Origin of the sequence: Pseudomonas idahonensis, from assembly GCF_037903935.1 — a bacterium.
In the GTDB taxonomy this organism is placed as follows: domain Bacteria; phylum Pseudomonadota; class Gammaproteobacteria; order Pseudomonadales; family Pseudomonadaceae; genus Aquipseudomonas; species Aquipseudomonas danubii.
The window spans coordinates 3,546,963-3,560,952 of the sequence record NZ_CP149586.1 but is presented as its reverse complement, the minus strand read 5'-3'; the positions used below and the strand labels follow the sequence as shown (position 1 = coordinate 3,560,952).

Annotated in this window: 16 protein-coding genes; 4 read left to right on the top strand and 12 right to left on the bottom strand. The window is 61.4% G+C overall.

The features are described from left to right. Positions 1-157: 157 nt before the first annotated feature. Positions 158-424 (bottom strand): hypothetical protein, encoded by a 267-nt coding sequence (locus WIN67_RS16055; protein WP_102863502.1) that lies wholly within the window; start codon positions 422-424, stop codon positions 158-160. Between the two features lie 353 nt (positions 425-777). Between WIN67_RS16055 and WIN67_RS16050 the strand changes: the two genes are divergently transcribed. After that, positions 778-2,103, top strand: coding sequence for a sigma-54 dependent transcriptional regulator (locus WIN67_RS16050; protein ID WP_170002816.1), 1,326 nt, complete (start codon positions 778-780; stop codon positions 2,101-2,103). A 69-nt stretch (positions 2,104-2,172) separates the two neighbouring features. On the opposite strand, the gene WIN67_RS16045 is transcribed toward WIN67_RS16050, so the two are convergent. The 9 genes from WIN67_RS16045 to WIN67_RS16005 form a co-directional block, all read right to left on the bottom strand. Further along, positions 2,173-3,468 (bottom strand): hypothetical protein, encoded by a 1,296-nt coding sequence (locus WIN67_RS16045; protein ID WP_123390718.1) that lies wholly within the window; start codon positions 3,466-3,468, stop codon positions 2,173-2,175. Positions 3,469-3,522: 54 nt separating this feature from the next. Further along, positions 3,523-4,257 (bottom strand): hypothetical protein, encoded by a 735-nt coding sequence (locus WIN67_RS16040; RefSeq protein WP_102879249.1) that lies wholly within the window; start codon positions 4,255-4,257, stop codon positions 3,523-3,525. 49 nt (positions 4,258-4,306) lie between these two features. Next, positions 4,307-4,987 carry a C39 family peptidase gene (locus tag WIN67_RS16035; protein ID WP_213666421.1) on the bottom strand — a complete coding sequence of 227 codons (681 nt, stop codon included), beginning with the start codon at positions 4,985-4,987 and terminating at the stop codon, positions 4,307-4,309. A 64-nt stretch (positions 4,988-5,051) separates the two neighbouring features. Further along, positions 5,052-6,047 (bottom strand): heme utilization protein, encoded by a 996-nt coding sequence (locus WIN67_RS16030; protein WP_339069215.1) that lies wholly within the window; start codon positions 6,045-6,047, stop codon positions 5,052-5,054. A gap of 63 nt (positions 6,048-6,110) precedes the next feature. Continuing rightward, a complete protein-coding gene (locus tag WIN67_RS16025) occupies positions 6,111-6,689 on the bottom strand; it encodes an adhesin (protein ID WP_110597041.1) in 579 nt (192 codons plus the stop codon). Position 6,690: 1 nt separating this feature from the next. Then, positions 6,691-7,143, bottom strand: coding sequence for a hypothetical protein (locus tag WIN67_RS16020; protein ID WP_102879253.1), 453 nt, complete (start codon positions 7,141-7,143; stop codon positions 6,691-6,693). A gap of 332 nt (positions 7,144-7,475) precedes the next feature. Continuing rightward, positions 7,476-8,000 (bottom strand): AAA family ATPase, encoded by a 525-nt coding sequence (locus WIN67_RS16015; protein WP_339069212.1) that lies wholly within the window; start codon positions 7,998-8,000, stop codon positions 7,476-7,478. Further along, complete coding sequence (gene pnuC / locus WIN67_RS16010) at positions 7,997-8,560, bottom strand: nicotinamide riboside transporter PnuC (RefSeq protein WP_102879254.1); 564 nt, start codon at positions 8,558-8,560, stop codon at positions 7,997-7,999. Before pnuC ends, WIN67_RS16015 begins: the two co-directional genes overlap by 4 nt. An 88-nt stretch (positions 8,561-8,648) precedes the next feature. Next, positions 8,649-10,283, bottom strand: coding sequence for a methyl-accepting chemotaxis protein (locus WIN67_RS16005; protein ID WP_339071719.1), 1,635 nt, complete (start codon positions 10,281-10,283; stop codon positions 8,649-8,651). 295 nt (positions 10,284-10,578) lie between these two features. Between WIN67_RS16005 and WIN67_RS16000 the strand changes: the two genes are divergently transcribed. Further along, complete coding sequence (locus tag WIN67_RS16000) at positions 10,579-11,409, top strand: undecaprenyl-diphosphate phosphatase (protein WP_102879255.1); 831 nt, start codon at positions 10,579-10,581, stop codon at positions 11,407-11,409. After that, positions 11,406-11,828, top strand: coding sequence for a DUF1294 domain-containing protein (locus WIN67_RS15995; RefSeq protein WP_102879256.1), 423 nt, complete (start codon positions 11,406-11,408; stop codon positions 11,826-11,828). The genes WIN67_RS16000 and WIN67_RS15995 overlap by 4 nt, the downstream gene beginning before the upstream one ends. On the opposite strand, the gene WIN67_RS15990 is transcribed toward WIN67_RS15995, so the two are convergent. Together WIN67_RS15990 and WIN67_RS15985 are read right to left on the bottom strand one after the other, a co-directional pair. Further along, entirely contained in the window at positions 11,825-12,184 is a 360-nt protein-coding gene (locus WIN67_RS15990) for an MmcQ/YjbR family DNA-binding protein (RefSeq protein WP_102879257.1), read from the bottom strand. The two genes, WIN67_RS15995 and WIN67_RS15990, sit on opposite strands and share 4 nt — an antisense overlap. Then, on the bottom strand, positions 12,181-13,089 hold the full coding sequence (locus tag WIN67_RS15985; protein WP_339069207.1) for a LysR substrate-binding domain-containing protein: 909 nt from the start codon (positions 13,087-13,089) through the stop codon (positions 12,181-12,183). Before WIN67_RS15985 ends, WIN67_RS15990 begins: the two co-directional genes overlap by 4 nt. A gap of 130 nt (positions 13,090-13,219) precedes the next feature. Between WIN67_RS15985 and WIN67_RS15980 the strand changes: the two genes are divergently transcribed. Next, positions 13,220-13,831, top strand: coding sequence for an FMN-dependent NADH-azoreductase (locus WIN67_RS15980; RefSeq protein ID WP_110597039.1), 612 nt, complete (start codon positions 13,220-13,222; stop codon positions 13,829-13,831). Positions 13,832-13,990: the final 159 nt, after the last annotated feature.

Below are 13,990 nucleotides of genomic sequence, written 5' to 3'. Positions count from 1 at the left end.
ACTGGTTGGAAATAGCGAGGAGGTGCAGCTTCTGCACTAGCGAAAACAACCACTACGCTGAAGATAAAAGTTGCAGCGAGGGAAAAATAGATAGCGTGCTTAGTTGTTTTGCCTAAGTAGCGGATCACCTGTTCGGGTGATCCGCTAACAGCATCACTTACTTGGGCATGGCCCAGGACTGCAAGATATAACCTTCCTGGCTCAGTTCAGCGCGGGCTTGTTTGAGCAGGTCTTCCAGTTGGGCTGGATCGGAGTAGGCGCTGCTGGGAATCTGGGTGTGACCGATACGGGTACTGGTACGGTCGATGACGCTCAGGCTGAGCTCGCCGTTCCCGTCCTGTGGGGCCCAGGCCACGCATTGAAAAGGCTTGAATGCGCGGTCGGCGATCAAAAGTGCTTCGTTTCTACGGAGCGGGGCGTTCATGGGGTCTTCTCTCTATGTGCCCAATCAGATGATGTGCCGTCGGTTGGGCTTACCGTTCGGCTGGTCACTTGTACTGATGCACTGAGGTAGTGATCGGGTCACACTGAAAAACAAGTTTTTACAACTTTCGTACGTGGGCCCTGTGACAACACCATTAGTTACGGGGTTCTTAAAAAAAGACTGCGACAATCAGTCGCTCGGGGCGAAGTTCTGGCAGCGCGTTAGTTCCTTTGGTAAGCAGCGCTATAAGCAATTGATACATTCAAGCGTCAAGTTCTTGCTAACGTTACAGCCAGGTTTGCCAAACCACTGTTTCTAATAACTTTTCCCTCTTTTGGCGCCAAGGACCAGTCATGCTCGAAGCTCCCGTGCAGCGCCGCTTGCTGGTGGTCGACCCCTGTGATGACTGCCATCGTCTTCTGCCCGCGCTGCGCGCTATTGGCTGGGATGTGGACAGCTGTGACCTGGAGTCTGCCCGCGAGCGCTCCTGCGATGTCGGCTTGCTGCGCCTGCAACCCTTTCACCTGGAGCGTCCGGAAGCGGTCAAGGACCTGATCAGCCACAGCGGCACCGAGTGGATCGCGGTGCTGAGTCCGGAAGTCCTGCGCCTGCAAAAGGTCGGTGACTTTGTCTGCGAATGGTTTTTCGACTTCCATACCCTGCCGTTCGACGTCTCCCGGGTCCAGGTGACCCTGGGACGGGCCTTCGGCATGGCCCGCCTCAGGGGCCAGGGCGCGGTCCATGTGGACCAGCCCGAGCACGAGTTGTTGGGGAGCAGCCGGCCCATCCGCGACCTGCGCAAGCTGCTGAGCAAGCTGGCGCCCACCGAGTCGCCGGTACTGATCCGCGGCGAGAGCGGCACCGGCAAGGAGCTGGTGGCGCGTACCCTGCATCGCCAATCCCAGCGTCACGACAAGCCTTTTGTGGCGATCAACTGCGGGGCGATTCCCGAACACCTGATCCAGTCCGAACTCTTCGGCCATGAAAAGGGCGCTTTTACCGGGGCGCACCAGCGCAAGGTCGGGCGCATCGAGGCGGCCCACGGCGGCACCTTGTTCCTCGATGAGATCGGCGATTTGCCGCTGGAGCTGCAAGCCAATCTGCTGCGTTTCCTGCAGGAAAAGCACATCGAGCGTGTGGGCGGCAGCCAGCCGATACCGGTGGATGTCAGGGTCCTGGCCGCGACCCACGTGGACCTTGAGGCGGCCATCACCAGCGGTCGTTTTCGTGAGGACCTGTATTACCGGTTGAACGTGCTGCAGGTGATTACCGCGCCACTGCGTGAGCGTCATGGCGATTTGGGGATGCTGGCCAGCCACTTTGCCCACTTCTACAGCCAGGAAACCGGACGCCGGCCACGCAGTTTCAGTGAGGACGCCCTGGTGGCCATGGGCAAGCACGACTGGCCGGGCAATGTCCGCGAACTGGCCAACCGGGTGCGCCGGGGCCTGGTACTGGCCGAGGGCCGGCAGATTCAGGCCAGTGATCTGGGCTTGCAAGGCCTGCAAGCCCAGGATCTGCCCATGGGCACCCTGGAGGACTACAAGCACCGCGCCGAGCGTCAGGCCCTGTGCGACGTGCTCAACCGGCACAGTGACAACCTCAGCGTTGCCGCCCGGGTCCTGGGCATCTCGCGTCCGACTTTCTACCGTTTGCTGCACAAACACCGGATCCGCTAGGGCGGCAAGAACGCCAAGGCCCGCTGCGATTGGGGAATCGCCGCGGGCCTTGGCGTTTTTGCCGGTGGATCAGAAGTAGTAAGGGAATTTCAGGCTGAAGGTGAAGGCCGGGGCGTCCTCGGTCATGCCGATGGACAGGTTGGGCACAATGGTCAGGTTGTCGGTGGCCGCAATGGTCATGCCGACGTTGAAGTAACCGGCGTTGGCGTCGCTGGAAACCACCGACTGCCAATCGCCGCCATCCTGCTTGAGTTTGCTCTTGCGCTGTATCAGGTCGGACACCGAGAAGGACATGCTCATCTTCTCGTTGAGGGCGAAAGCCACACCGGCGCCGATCTGGAAGCTGTCGCCCAGGCGGACTTTGCCAGGGGTCTTGCTGCCAACCGTGGAACTGATGTCGTCAAACGACTCTTCCAGGTTGTGGGTGTAGGCCAAGGTGCCGAACAGCACCGCCGGATCGAAAGTCTTGACCAGGGAGATCCCGGGGGTGATCGACCAGACACCGTTACCGGTCGGCAGGCTTTCAGGCACGTACAGGTTGTTGTTGCCCGCAGATTGCACCAGCTTGATCCCGAACGGTTCCTTGCCGGTGGGGGCCTTGACTCGCAGGGTCGCCACGGCGTCGGGCCAGAACTCCGATTCGTCGAGGAATTTGTAAGCCACGCCGAAGTTCACGTCCCCCAATGTCGGGTCACGGGTCACCGATTCTTCGGTGGTCTGGGTGCCGGCACCGCCGCCGCCACCGGACTGGAAGGTGGACTCGCGATACAGCACGGGGGCGTTGATGTCGAATTGCCAGCGGTTGTTGAGGTTATAGCGAGCGGTCAGGTCCAGGGTCCAGGTATCGGACTTGATCCGGTCCAGGTTGATGTTGCCGAGAAAGATCGAGTCCAGCGCAAGGAAGCCGTTGACCGTGAGTTGCCGAGCGTCGTAGCGGGCGTAGGTCAAGCCGGTCTCGACGCTGAACTTGCCGCCACCGAAGAAGCCACTGGCCTCGTCGTACAGGTTGCTGACGCTTTGGGCCGGAGCCGAATCATCCTTGAGCGACTGACCGTAGGAAGCGCCCCCGGCTGCTCCTCCGGACGCCGCTGCGGCGCCAGTGCCGGCAACCTGTTGATTGCCTCTGAGATCAGCTGGCGATTTGGCCAGGCGCTTGGGCGGTGGTGCCGCGGGTTGATCTTCTACCTGCCGGACTCGCTGCTCCAGTACCGCCAGGGCCTTCTGCTGCACTTCGTAACGTTGCTTGAGCTCCAGAAGTTCGCGTTTCAGGGTCTCTACATCGGCATCCGGCGCGGCTTGAACCAGCGCCGCTGGAAATAGAGTGCTTAAACACATGACTGCGCGCAGTGAAACCGATCGATACATGAAATAAACCGTCCCTTTTGAACCCCAATGGTCGAGAATCAGCGTAGTTCAAGATCAGAATTTGCGTAGAGCGTCTAGCGTTGTCAGGTTGCAGTCCAAAACACCGTTGCTGGGCCCGTTGTTTCTGAGCACCACATTGAGTTGAGTCAGGTTGTTGACCAGGTTGCTGTTACCCATCAACTGGGTGTTCTGCAACAGATTGCCCTGGGCCACTTGCTGCAGGGCGCTGCCCTGATTGCCGTTGGCCTGTATCGCCATCTGGATACCGCCATTGAGGGCCGATACTGCCACGCTACCGGCGGCGTTGCTGCCGGTGATGGTCTGGCCGCTCATCAAGGCCTGGCCGGCCCCAGCGGCCAAGGCGGGCGCCTGGTTAGCCTCTGTGACATTGATGCTGATGTTGTTGTAGGCAGAGTTGCCATCACCGGCGGCTCTCACGCTCTGGGTCACGCCCTGGCCATTGGCCAGGCCTGCGCCGCCGATCACATTGCCGGTGCCTGGGGGCGGCGTGGTGCCGTCACCGGTCTGGGTGATGGTGGAGACGTAGAATTCCGGTTTGATGGTGGCTTGCTGGATCTGCAGCGAGGTGGTCGCACCGATCAGGTCACCGCTGGCGTTGCGCCAGGTACTGCTCATGACAATGCCGAAGCTGATAATCCGCCCCGGCATCACGTAACGGCCCCGTAACTGCGATAATTCCTGATCCTGGATAAGTTCGGGCTTGAAACCAGCATGGGCTGGAAGAGCTGCTGCCAGGCAGGCGGCTGCCAGCCAGTATGAAGTCTTCATCTGCTTGCTGCTCCCGGAGCGTCCTGCCCCTTTATGATTGTTCGGGCTTCTAGAAGAAGTCGCTCTGGATAAAACCGAAGTCCATCAGGTCCGTGTCTTTGACCGGGTAGAAACCATCGAGCTTGTTTTTCGCGGTCAGCGGGGCAGGCGGGTCGAGCAAGGCATTGGTCTTGTCGTAGCCGGGACCGATGATGGCGAACACGATTCCATTCCAGCCTTTGACGAAGTCTTCATGGGAGTAACGCTTGTGACCCAATACCGGGTCACCGATGTAGACCCAGCCTTTCTGGGCCCGCTGCATCACCACGAAGTGCTTGTAGCCGCGAATTTCCATCAGTACCACCACCGGAATGGTCACCGCTTCGAGCTTGTCGGGCGGAATCCGGTAGCCTCGGGCGCGCATGCCGATGCTTTCCACGTAGCGCTTCATATCGAGCATGGAAAAACCCTGGGTGCGGACCAGATTCTGATCTGAATTGACCAGCATGCCCTTGATGACGTGCTCCTCATCGACGTCAAGCCAGTAGGCCTGGCGCAGAACGGTCGCCAGCGCGGCGGCGGCGCAACTGAAGTCGGTCTTCTGCTCGACGATGTCGCTGAACTTGCGTTCACGTACGCTCTGCACCTGTTTGAAGATCAGGTTGCCACCGGGCAGGCCGGCGACGGCCATCTGCGCAGCCTCAACGGGAACACAGAGGCACAGCAGGAGGGAGAGGATCGCAGTACGCATGATCGTTACGCCTGAGTCGGACTGTGGAAAAGCCCCGTTTCCGGGGCTTTCGTTACGATCGCGATTACATGCAGGCTTTGCAGCCAGCGGCGATGGACAGCGAGTTGCTTTGTTGGTTGCCCACACCAGCCGAGACGTTGGCGCCGCCGTTGCCGGAGAAGCCGTTCATCGAGTTGGTCATGCTGGCGTTGTTGACCACTGGGTTTTTCCAGCCGTCTTTGGTCAGCACTTGCTGGGTCCAGTAGCCAGCCAGTTCGATGGTGCCTTGTTCCTTGAAGGTGAATTTTTGATCGTCGTTGTCGTGGCCACCACCGCGGTTGTTGTTGCCATGGCCGCCGCCGTGACCATCGTCGCCTTCGATCTTGCCGCTGCCGGTGCCTTTGTAGCTGCCGTAGGCCACGAAGCCGCCCGAGAGGGTGTCTTTTTTGTAGGCCTGGACGCCTTTGTTCTCTACGACCAGATTGGTCGTAGACTGGTTGGCCGCCGCTGCTGCGGTTGCCACGCGGCCGCCGGACACGGCGATGGCCAGGTTGTTTTTCTGTTGGTTGAAGTTGCCGGCGGTGACGTTGATGCCGATGTTGCCGGAACCGTTGTTGCCGGAGTTGTTCAACACAGCGTTGTTCTGTGTCGAAGAGTTTTTCACATGGTTGTTGCTATTGATCTGGGTGGCGCTGGAGGCGGCCACGGCGCTGCCGAAGATGAAGCTTTCGTCAGCGGTTGCCAGGGCAGCGGCGTTGTCTTGTTGGTTGCCGTCGCCGGCGGCGACGTTGGCGCCCATGTTGCCGTTGGAGTTGTTGAGGGAGTTGTCCATCTTGGCGTTGTTGTTGGTGCCCTGGTTTTTCACCACGTTGGAGGTGCTGGTCTGCACGTCGATCACTGCAGCACCGGCCCCGGCGGTGATTTGCAGCAGAGTGCCGAGGTCTGGACCTTGATCATGATCGCCATGGCCATTGCCATGACCGCCGTTGTGACCGTTGTTATTTCCACCTGCCTGGGCGGCCATTGCCATGACTGCGGCCAGTGCGAAAACCAGTGGTTTGAGAGCCATTGTAGGTTTCATGGTGTTTCTCCGGTGCTTATTAGTTGGTTAAGTGTTGGTACTTTCTAATTGCACTACGAGGGGTCAATCTGCGACCCGTATGCTCAGGGTGTTAGCCATTCGGTTCCCCACCCCGGCACTCTGGTTCACCTGAATCACTCCACGGCTGCCGGTGAAGGCCTGGTCGCTGGTAACGACCTGGCGGCTGCCTTGTTGAGTGCCAGTTGCTCCCGAGTTTGGTAACAGCGCCACGTTCTGTTGGGACAGGGCGCTGTCGTCAATGCTTTGCGGATTGGCGCTGATGCTGATCCGCAGGGCATTGGCCATCTGGTTGTTGGCCCCGGCCGACTGGTTCACGCCCAGTGCGCCGCTGCCGTTGCTGAAAGAGTTGCCGCCGATGGTGCTGCTGGTATTGACCGAGCGGTCGGCTGGCGTGGTGATGCGTTGGTTGACGCTGGTGGTGGCCGTGGCGTTGGTGCCGATGGCAATGGCTCGCACGTTGGTCTGTTGTTGCTGGTCGCCGGCGGCCTGGTTGACGTTGAAGTTGCCTGTGTAGCCGGTGCCGGAGTTCTGGATGCTGGAGGTGGCGGCGGCTTGATTGGCGGAGTCGGCCATGGCCCCGGAGCAGGCGAGCAAGGCAAGGAACAGGACTGAGCGATTCATCTTATTGGCCCCCGATATTTTTCAAGGGAGCCATGCCGGTGTTGATGCTCCGATTGATCGAGCCGGAAATACTGGCCCCGGCACCGCCACCATGACCCACTGCCATGCCTGGCAGGCCATGGCTATTGCTGTTGCTCAGGACATTCATCCCCGGTACACCGCTGTTGCCGGACAGCACGGTGCCGCGGATCAGCGCGCCAGTCCTGATGCCGGCGAAATCGCCATCGGTCATTTCATTGCCGGTCATCTGATTGACCAACGTTGAAGGGTTGGTATTGACCGAAACAGGATTGGGATCTTTCTGCAGAGGCGCACGGCCAAGGGGCTGTGCCTGTAAGGTGCGCTGGATGATGATCTCGCCATTGCCCGCCGCCAGAACCGGAAGACTGGACACCGCGCTGACGGCACAGCCGATCAGCAGTAAGCGGGTGAAACTTTTGTTCAGAGTCCCCACGGCGGTATTCCTTCTTCTCAGTGCTGGCCCTAGTCAGCGTTGAGAGGGAGAGAGCAGAAGCCGTGCCGCTTTTGATTTCTTGCGAAGAATCAATGGGTTGGGAAAATGCTGGGAAAAAGGGCGCAGCAGGTGTTTCAGGATTGAGACAGACACCACCGACGGCCATTGGCCATAACCGGGACAATGCTCTGGAACAAGGGTTGCTGCGGGGGTGTATCAGTGGCGCAACAGTTTCGCCGACAGTGGGCGCCGCCCCCGAAAATGGCGGCCTGATCGCCAGGGGAGTGTTTCAGGAATGGACACTCTGGGGGGGGCGCGCGCCTGCGGCGGGATCAGTCCAGCAGCAGTTGTCGAACCAGGGCGAAGGCCTGCTGCCGGCGCTCCTGCCAATCGCCGCGAATGACCCGATAAGGCTGCGCGTGCAGGTCCAGCCACTGCTGCGTGGCGTCGAAGAAAGCCTGACGCTGCGCCAGTTGCGGCTGGCAGCGCTGACCGTCGTCGCTCCAGGCCACATCCTCCGGGGACAGCAGCAGGTGCAGGTGGTAATGCCGGGCCAGCAACTGGGTTTCCAGCCACGGCGGGCAGTCGCCGAACAGGGCCCGGCTCCACAGCAGGTTGCTCAGCAGGTGGGTGTCGAGAATCAGCAGGGCGGGTTGCCGGGCCCGGGCCTGGTCCTCCCAGGCCAACTGGCCACGGGCGATCTCGGGGATGTCCGCCAGGCAGGTATCGCGGCACTCCTGCTCGATGAAGTGGCGCACGTACTCACCCACCTGGATGCCGCCGAAGTGCGCTTGCAGCTCGGCCGCCAGCCAGCTTTTGCCACTGGACTCGGGGCCGGTCAGCACCAGTACCTTCACGACTGCAACGCCGGGTCGGCGCGCCAGGTGCGCCAGCCCTGGACCGCCAGCAGGGTGAACAGGGCGTAGAGGGCCGCGGTCAGGTACAGCTCCTTGTAGATGAACAGACCCACGAAGATCACATCCACGGCGATCCACAGCGGCCAGCATTGCACGCGCTTCTGCGCCATCCACCACTGGGCTACCAGGCTGAAGGCGGTCAGGGCGGCGTCGAGCCAGGGTTGCGCGGCATCGGTCCAGTGGGCCATGGCCGCTCCCAGCATCAGGCTGCCCAGTGCGCCGAGGGTCAGGCCCTGGAGCAAGCCGACGGGCTGCAACTGGCTGACCGGGCGCCCCTGATGGCGGTCGCCGCCCCGGGTCCACTGCCACCAGCCATAGAGCTGCAGCACGGCGTAGACCACCTGCAGCAGCATGTCGGAATAGAGTTTGACCTCGTAGAAGATCCAGCTGTAGAGCAACACCATGACCAGGCCGATGGGCCAGCACCAGGGGTTCTGTTTAACCGTCAGCCAGACGGCAATGACGCCTAGCGCAGCGGCAAACAGTTCAAGCCCGGACATGGCGGTTCCTTGGGGAAGTGGAGGAGGGGGCGGATTGTACCCAGTCTGGGCCTTGGGCGTCAGCCCGGGGCCCAGACCCTGAAGTGACTCAGACGCGGAACTGACGCAGCAGGCCATTGAGCTGTTCCGACAGCTCCTTGAGGTGGCGGCTGGCGGCGCTGGAGTGCTGGGCCGCCAGAGCGGTGCCCTGGGACAGGCCTGCCGCCTGGCCGACGTTGTGGTTGATGTCTTCCACCACATGGGCCTGTTGCAGGGTGGCGCTGGCAATCGAGGCGTTCAGGCCGTTGAGGGTACGCAGTGCCTGGCCAATGGCATTGAGGCTGGTACCGGCCAGGCCTGCCTGCTCGATGGTCAACTGCGACGCGCGGCTGCTGTCGCCAATCACCTTGACCGCCGCTTCCGAGTGATTCTGCAAGCGCTCGATCATGCCCTGGATTTCTGCGGTCGATTGCTGAGTGCGCTGGGCCAGCAGGCGCACCTCGTCGGCCACCACGGCAAAACCCCGACCCTGTTCCCCGGCCCGGGCCGCCTCGATGGCGGCGTTCAGGGCCAGCAGGTTGGTCTGTTCGGCAATGGAGCGGATCACTTCCAGTACGGTGCCGATCTGGGTGCTTTCTGCCGCCAGGGTGCGGATCACTTCCACCGCCTGATCGATGGTGCTCGACAGCTGATCGATCTGCTGCAGGCTGCCGTCGATATTGACCTGGCCTTGCTGGGCCTGGGCTTCGGCCTCACGTACTTCACTGGCGGCGTGCTCGGCATTCCTGGCGACATCCTGAACGCCACTGGTGACCTGACTGATGGCTGCGGCCACCTGTTCCATCTGCTGGGACTGTTGCTGGCTGCGCTCCTGGGCCTCGGCGGCGTTGCTGCCCAGCTCGCTGGAGGACTGTTCCAGGGCCGCGGCGCTGGTCTGCAACTGCGTCACGACCCCACGCAATTTGGCGGTGAAAGCGTTGAAGTGTCGGGCCAGCTCGGTGACTTCATCCTGGCCATGGGTATCCAGGCTGCGGGTCAGGTCGCTTTCGCCGCTGGCGATATTGGCCATGGCGTGCACGGTCTCGCGCAGCGGGCTGACGATGCTGCGCACGATCAGCACCACCAGGCCCGCCATCAGCAGGGCAATCACCAGGCCGACAGAGGAGGCCCGCAGTACCTGGGCATAGAACTCCTGTTGCAGGTCATCGATGTAGATCCCGGAGCCGATGATCCAGCCCCAGGGCTGGAACAGCTGGATATAGGAGGTCTTCTGCACCGGCTGCTCGGCCCCGGGCTTGGGCCAGCGATAGTCCACCATGCCGGCGCCCTTGGACTTGGCCAGGGCCACCATTTCGTTGAACACTTCGAAGCCGTCCGGGTCCTTGACTGCCGCCAGGTTCTGTCCGTCGAGCTTGGGGTTGGCCGGGTGCATGATCATGACTGGCGTCAGATCGTTGATCCAGAAGTAGTCGTTCTGGTTGTAGCGCAGCCCGCGAATCACCTGCAGCGCCTGTTTCTGCGCCTGTTCGCGGCTCATGCTGCCGGCAGCTTCCAGGCCCTGGTAGTAAGTGAGCACGCCGGCGGCGGTCTGCACCACGTGCTGGGTCTTCTGCGCCTTGGCCTGGTACAGGTCGCCATGAATCTGCTTGAGCATCATCACGCCCAGGGTCACCAGGGTCAGCACCGCCACGATCAGGATCAGCCACAAACGCTGACTGATGGACATCTTGCGTAAGCTATTCATCATCCGGTCACTCCAGATTCTTGTTCTTGTCATAAAAGGCCGTGAGCATCCAAGCACGCCTGCCTTCGAGCGCCAACCCTACGGAAGTCCAATAACACCACAGGCGCATTTTGCGCCTGTCTGTTAGGATTTCGGCGCCTTCACGCAAAACCTGAACCTTTCTGAATTTTTCACAGAATTTTCATAGGTTTGTGTTGATCTTATGGGCGCCGAAAACTCGGCTACGCTCGTCGCAGTAATGGCTTTGAATACTTAAAAAAGAGGCATGCCTGGAGCATCGCCTTATGGGGGATTGATGGATTTTTGGACCGCCGCGCAGGCATTGATACTTGGGATTGTCGAAGGCCTGACCGAGTTTTTACCCATCAGCAGTACCGGGCACCAGATCATCGTCGCCGACTTGCTCGACTTTGGGGGCGAGCGGGCGATGGCCTTCAACATCATCATTCAACTGGGGGCGATTCTTGCGGTTGTCTGGGAATTTCGGCGCAAGATCTTCGATGTGGTACTGGGCTTGCCCACCCAACCCAAGGCCCAGCGCTTTACCGTCAACCTGCTGATCGCTTTCCTGCCAGCGGTGGTGCTGGGGGTGATCTTCGCCGACCTGATTCACGCTTACCTGTTCAACCCCATCACCGTGGCTTCGGCTCTGGTGGTTGGCGGCATCATCATGTTGTGGGCCGAGCGCCGGCAGCATCAGGTACATGCCGAGACGGTGGACGACATTACCTGGAAGGACGCGCTCAAGGTCGGTTGCGCCCAATGCCTGGCAATGATCCCGGGGACCTCGCGTTCCGGCTCGACCATCATTGGCGGGCTGCTGTTCGGCCTGTCGCGCAAGACCGCCACCGAGTTCTCGTTCTTCCTGGCGATGCCCACCATGGTGGGGGCCGCGGTGTACTCCGGCTACAAGTACCGCGACCTGTTCCAGCCGGATGATTTTCCGGTGTTCGCCATCGGCTTCGTCACGGCCTTCATCTTCGCCATGATCGCGGTCAAGGGCCTGCTGAAGTTCATTGCCAGCCACAGCTATGCGGCGTTTGCCTGGTATCGCATTGCCTTCGGCCTGCTGATCCTGGCGACCTGGCAGTTCGGTTGGGTCGACTGGACGGCGGTCCAGCCGTGACGACGGGCCGCAGTGAACCGCGCGCCGGCAGTGGCGCGCGCATCCACAATCTGAAGCTCAAGTTGCTGGTATGGGGCCTGCTGTGCGCACTGCCGTTGTTCGGCTCGTTATCCCTGTGGTGGCGAGCAATCTCGATCATCCCCCTGGTCGCCTATGGCGCCGTCAGCCTGTTGACCTTCCTGCTGTACTGGCACGACAAGCGCCGGGCCAGGGCCGAGGGGCAGCGCACGCCGGAGAAGGTCCTGCACGCTCTGGAGCTGGCCGGTGGCTGGCCCGGTGCCTTGCTGGCTCAGCAGCTGTTGCGGCACAAGACCCGCAAGGTGTCCTATCAGGCGCTGTTCTGGCTGATCGTGGCCTTGCATCAGGTCTATTGGATTGATCGGTTGTTCCTGGAAAGCGGGCTGCTGAGCCTGTTCTAGAGCAGCAGGCCGACCTGGGTGCGCTTGGGCAGCTTGCTCACCACCAATTGATGGGACGCTTGCAGCAGGGCTTTGAGTTCATCGGCCCCCAGCGGGTAGGGGCTGTGCATGATGATCCAGTGAGCCCGGGCCAGGTAGGGCGCCGGGGCAATGCCCGGACGGTCGACATGGCCAAGAAACAGTTCCCGGTCGACCTTGAAGGCCAGGGACTCGCCCCGCAGGTTCTGCAACGCAAACATCTTGTTGCCGGCAATCGAGAACACCCGCACGCCGCCCCATTTGTAGTCTTCCCGCGCGCCTGGCAGGTCCAGGCAGAATTGCGCCACTTGCTCTTCATTCAGGGTTGCAGCTTTCACAGGGCACGTTCTCCACAGCGTTCGAAGGATTCACTCAGGTGTTCGATCCAGGCCCGCACGGCCGGCAGCACACCCCGGCGGTGAGGATACACCGCTTGCAGCCAGCCGCCGGGCAGTGACCACTGGGGGAGCAGTTGCACCAGCTGACCGCTGGCCAGTTCGGCCTCGCAGTACAGCATCGGCAGCACGGTGCAGCCCAGGCCGGCGAGGGCGCAGGCGCGACGGACGATGAAGTCATCGATGCCCAGGCGCGCTTCCAGGGCCAGGTCGCAGGCGTTGCCCTGTTGATCCAGCAGCCGCAGGTGTACCAGCCGGTCGGCTTCCAGGGCGCCGAGTATGGGCAGGTACCTCAGGTCTTGCGGGTGGGTCACCGGGTTGTCCCGCAGGAAGGCCGGGGAGGCGACCATCGCCGTTTGCGCCGGGCGCAGACGCCGGGTGACCAACAAAGGGTCTTCGTCGCCTTGCTCGCGTACTCGCAGGGCCACATCTATGCCTTCGGTCACCAGGTCGACACGGCGGTTGAGCAACAGCATCTCCAGCTGCACCTGCGGGTATTTCTCCAGAAAGCTGCTCACCAGTGGCGTCAGCAATTCATGGGCCAGGCCCACCGGGCTCGACACCCGCAGGCGTCCCCGGGGTTCGCTGGCCATGCTGGCCACGGCTTCGTCGGCCATCTCCGCTTCCAGCAACATGGCCTGGCAATGGCGCAGGTAGCGCTCGCCCACGGCGGTGAGCTTGAGCTGCCGGGTCGTGCGCTGCAGCAGCCGGGCCTTGAGGCGCTCCTCCAGTTCGGCGATACGCCGCGACAGACGCGACTTGGGAATGCCCAATTGGCGCCCGGCGGCGGCGAAGCCACCGGCTTCCACCACTTTGGCGAAGTAATAGAGATCGTTGAGGTCTTGCATGGGGAAAGGCTCGATTGTCCTGCTGATGGGACGAACTATCGCATTTATGCCGACTAATCAGCTATTGAATTCATCTGTAGGATTGCCAGCATCCGATCGCCCAGTGGCGGTCCTCACTTGGAGATCCCACATGAAACTCTTGCATATCGATTCCAGCATCCTGGGTGACAACTCGGCGTCCCGCCAACTGAGCCACGCCGTGGTCCAGGCCTGGAAAGCCGCCCAGCCTGACCTGGCAGTGACCTATCGCGACCTGGCCGGCGATGCCATCAGCCACTTCTCCGCTGCGACCCTGGTGGCCGCCGGCACTGCCGCCGAATTGCGTGATGCTGCGCAAAAGCACGAAGCCGAACTCAGCGCCCAGGCCCTGGCCGAATTCCAGGCCGCCGACGCGGTGGTGATTGCGGCGCCCATGTACAACTTCACCATCCCGACCCAGCTCAAGGCCTGGATCGACCGCATCGCCGTGGCCGGCCAGACCTTCCGCTACACCGAAGCCGGCCCGCAAGGCCTGTGCGGCGGCAAGAAGGTCATAGTGGTCTCCACCTCCGGCGGCTTGCATGTCGGCCAGGCCACTGGGGCGGCTCATGAGGACTACCTCAAGGTGCTGTTCGGCTTCCTCGGTATCACCGATATCGAATTCGTTCGCGCTCACGGCCTGGGGTACGGTGAAGACGTGCGCAACAAAGCCATGAGCGACGCCCAGGCGCAGATCAGCGAACAGCTCTTCGCCGCGGCGTAAGGCTTGTGTAAAGACGCTTTCCGGCACGGCAAGCGCCACTAGACTCCGTATTCTGATGACTGTTTGAAGTGATCAGAATGCGGAGTTTTTTTGTGGGCGTTTTCAGTGTTGCTGGCCCAGGTTATGCAGGTTTTTCGAGGCCGGGAGTCCTGCTCCCTG

Coding starts and splice junctions, on each gene's coding strand:
- WIN67_RS16025 (WP_110597041.1), bottom strand. CDS start 6,689: ATGAATCGCTCAGTCCTGTTCCTTGCCTTGCTCGCCTGCTCCGGGGCC.
- WIN67_RS16040 (WP_102879249.1), bottom strand. CDS start 4,257: ATGAAGACTTCATACTGGCTGGCAGCCGCCTGCCTGGCAGCAGCTCTT.
- WIN67_RS16045 (WP_123390718.1), bottom strand. CDS start 3,468: ATGTATCGATCGGTTTCACTGCGCGCAGTCATGTGTTTAAGCACTCTA.
- WIN67_RS16035 (WP_213666421.1), bottom strand. CDS start 4,987: ATGCGTACTGCGATCCTCTCCCTCCTGCTGTGCCTCTGTGTTCCCGTT.
- pnuC (WP_102879254.1), bottom strand. CDS start 8,560: ATGTCCGGGCTTGAACTGTTTGCCGCTGCGCTAGGCGTCATTGCCGTC.
- WIN67_RS15980 (WP_110597039.1), top strand. CDS start 13,220: ATGAAACTCTTGCATATCGATTCCAGCATCCTGGGTGACAACTCGGCG.
- WIN67_RS16005 (WP_339071719.1), bottom strand. CDS start 10,283: ATGAATAGCTTACGCAAGATGTCCATCAGTCAGCGTTTGTGGCTGATC.
- WIN67_RS16050 (WP_170002816.1), top strand. CDS start 778: ATGCTCGAAGCTCCCGTGCAGCGCCGCTTGCTGGTGGTCGACCCCTGT.
- WIN67_RS16055 (WP_102863502.1), bottom strand. CDS start 424: ATGAACGCCCCGCTCCGTAGAAACGAAGCACTTTTGATCGCCGACCGC.
- WIN67_RS15985 (WP_339069207.1), bottom strand. CDS start 13,089: ATGCAAGACCTCAACGATCTCTATTACTTCGCCAAAGTGGTGGAAGCC.
- WIN67_RS16000 (WP_102879255.1), top strand. CDS start 10,579: ATGGATTTTTGGACCGCCGCGCAGGCATTGATACTTGGGATTGTCGAA.
- WIN67_RS16030 (WP_339069215.1), bottom strand. CDS start 6,047: ATGAAACCTACAATGGCTCTCAAACCACTGGTTTTCGCACTGGCCGCA.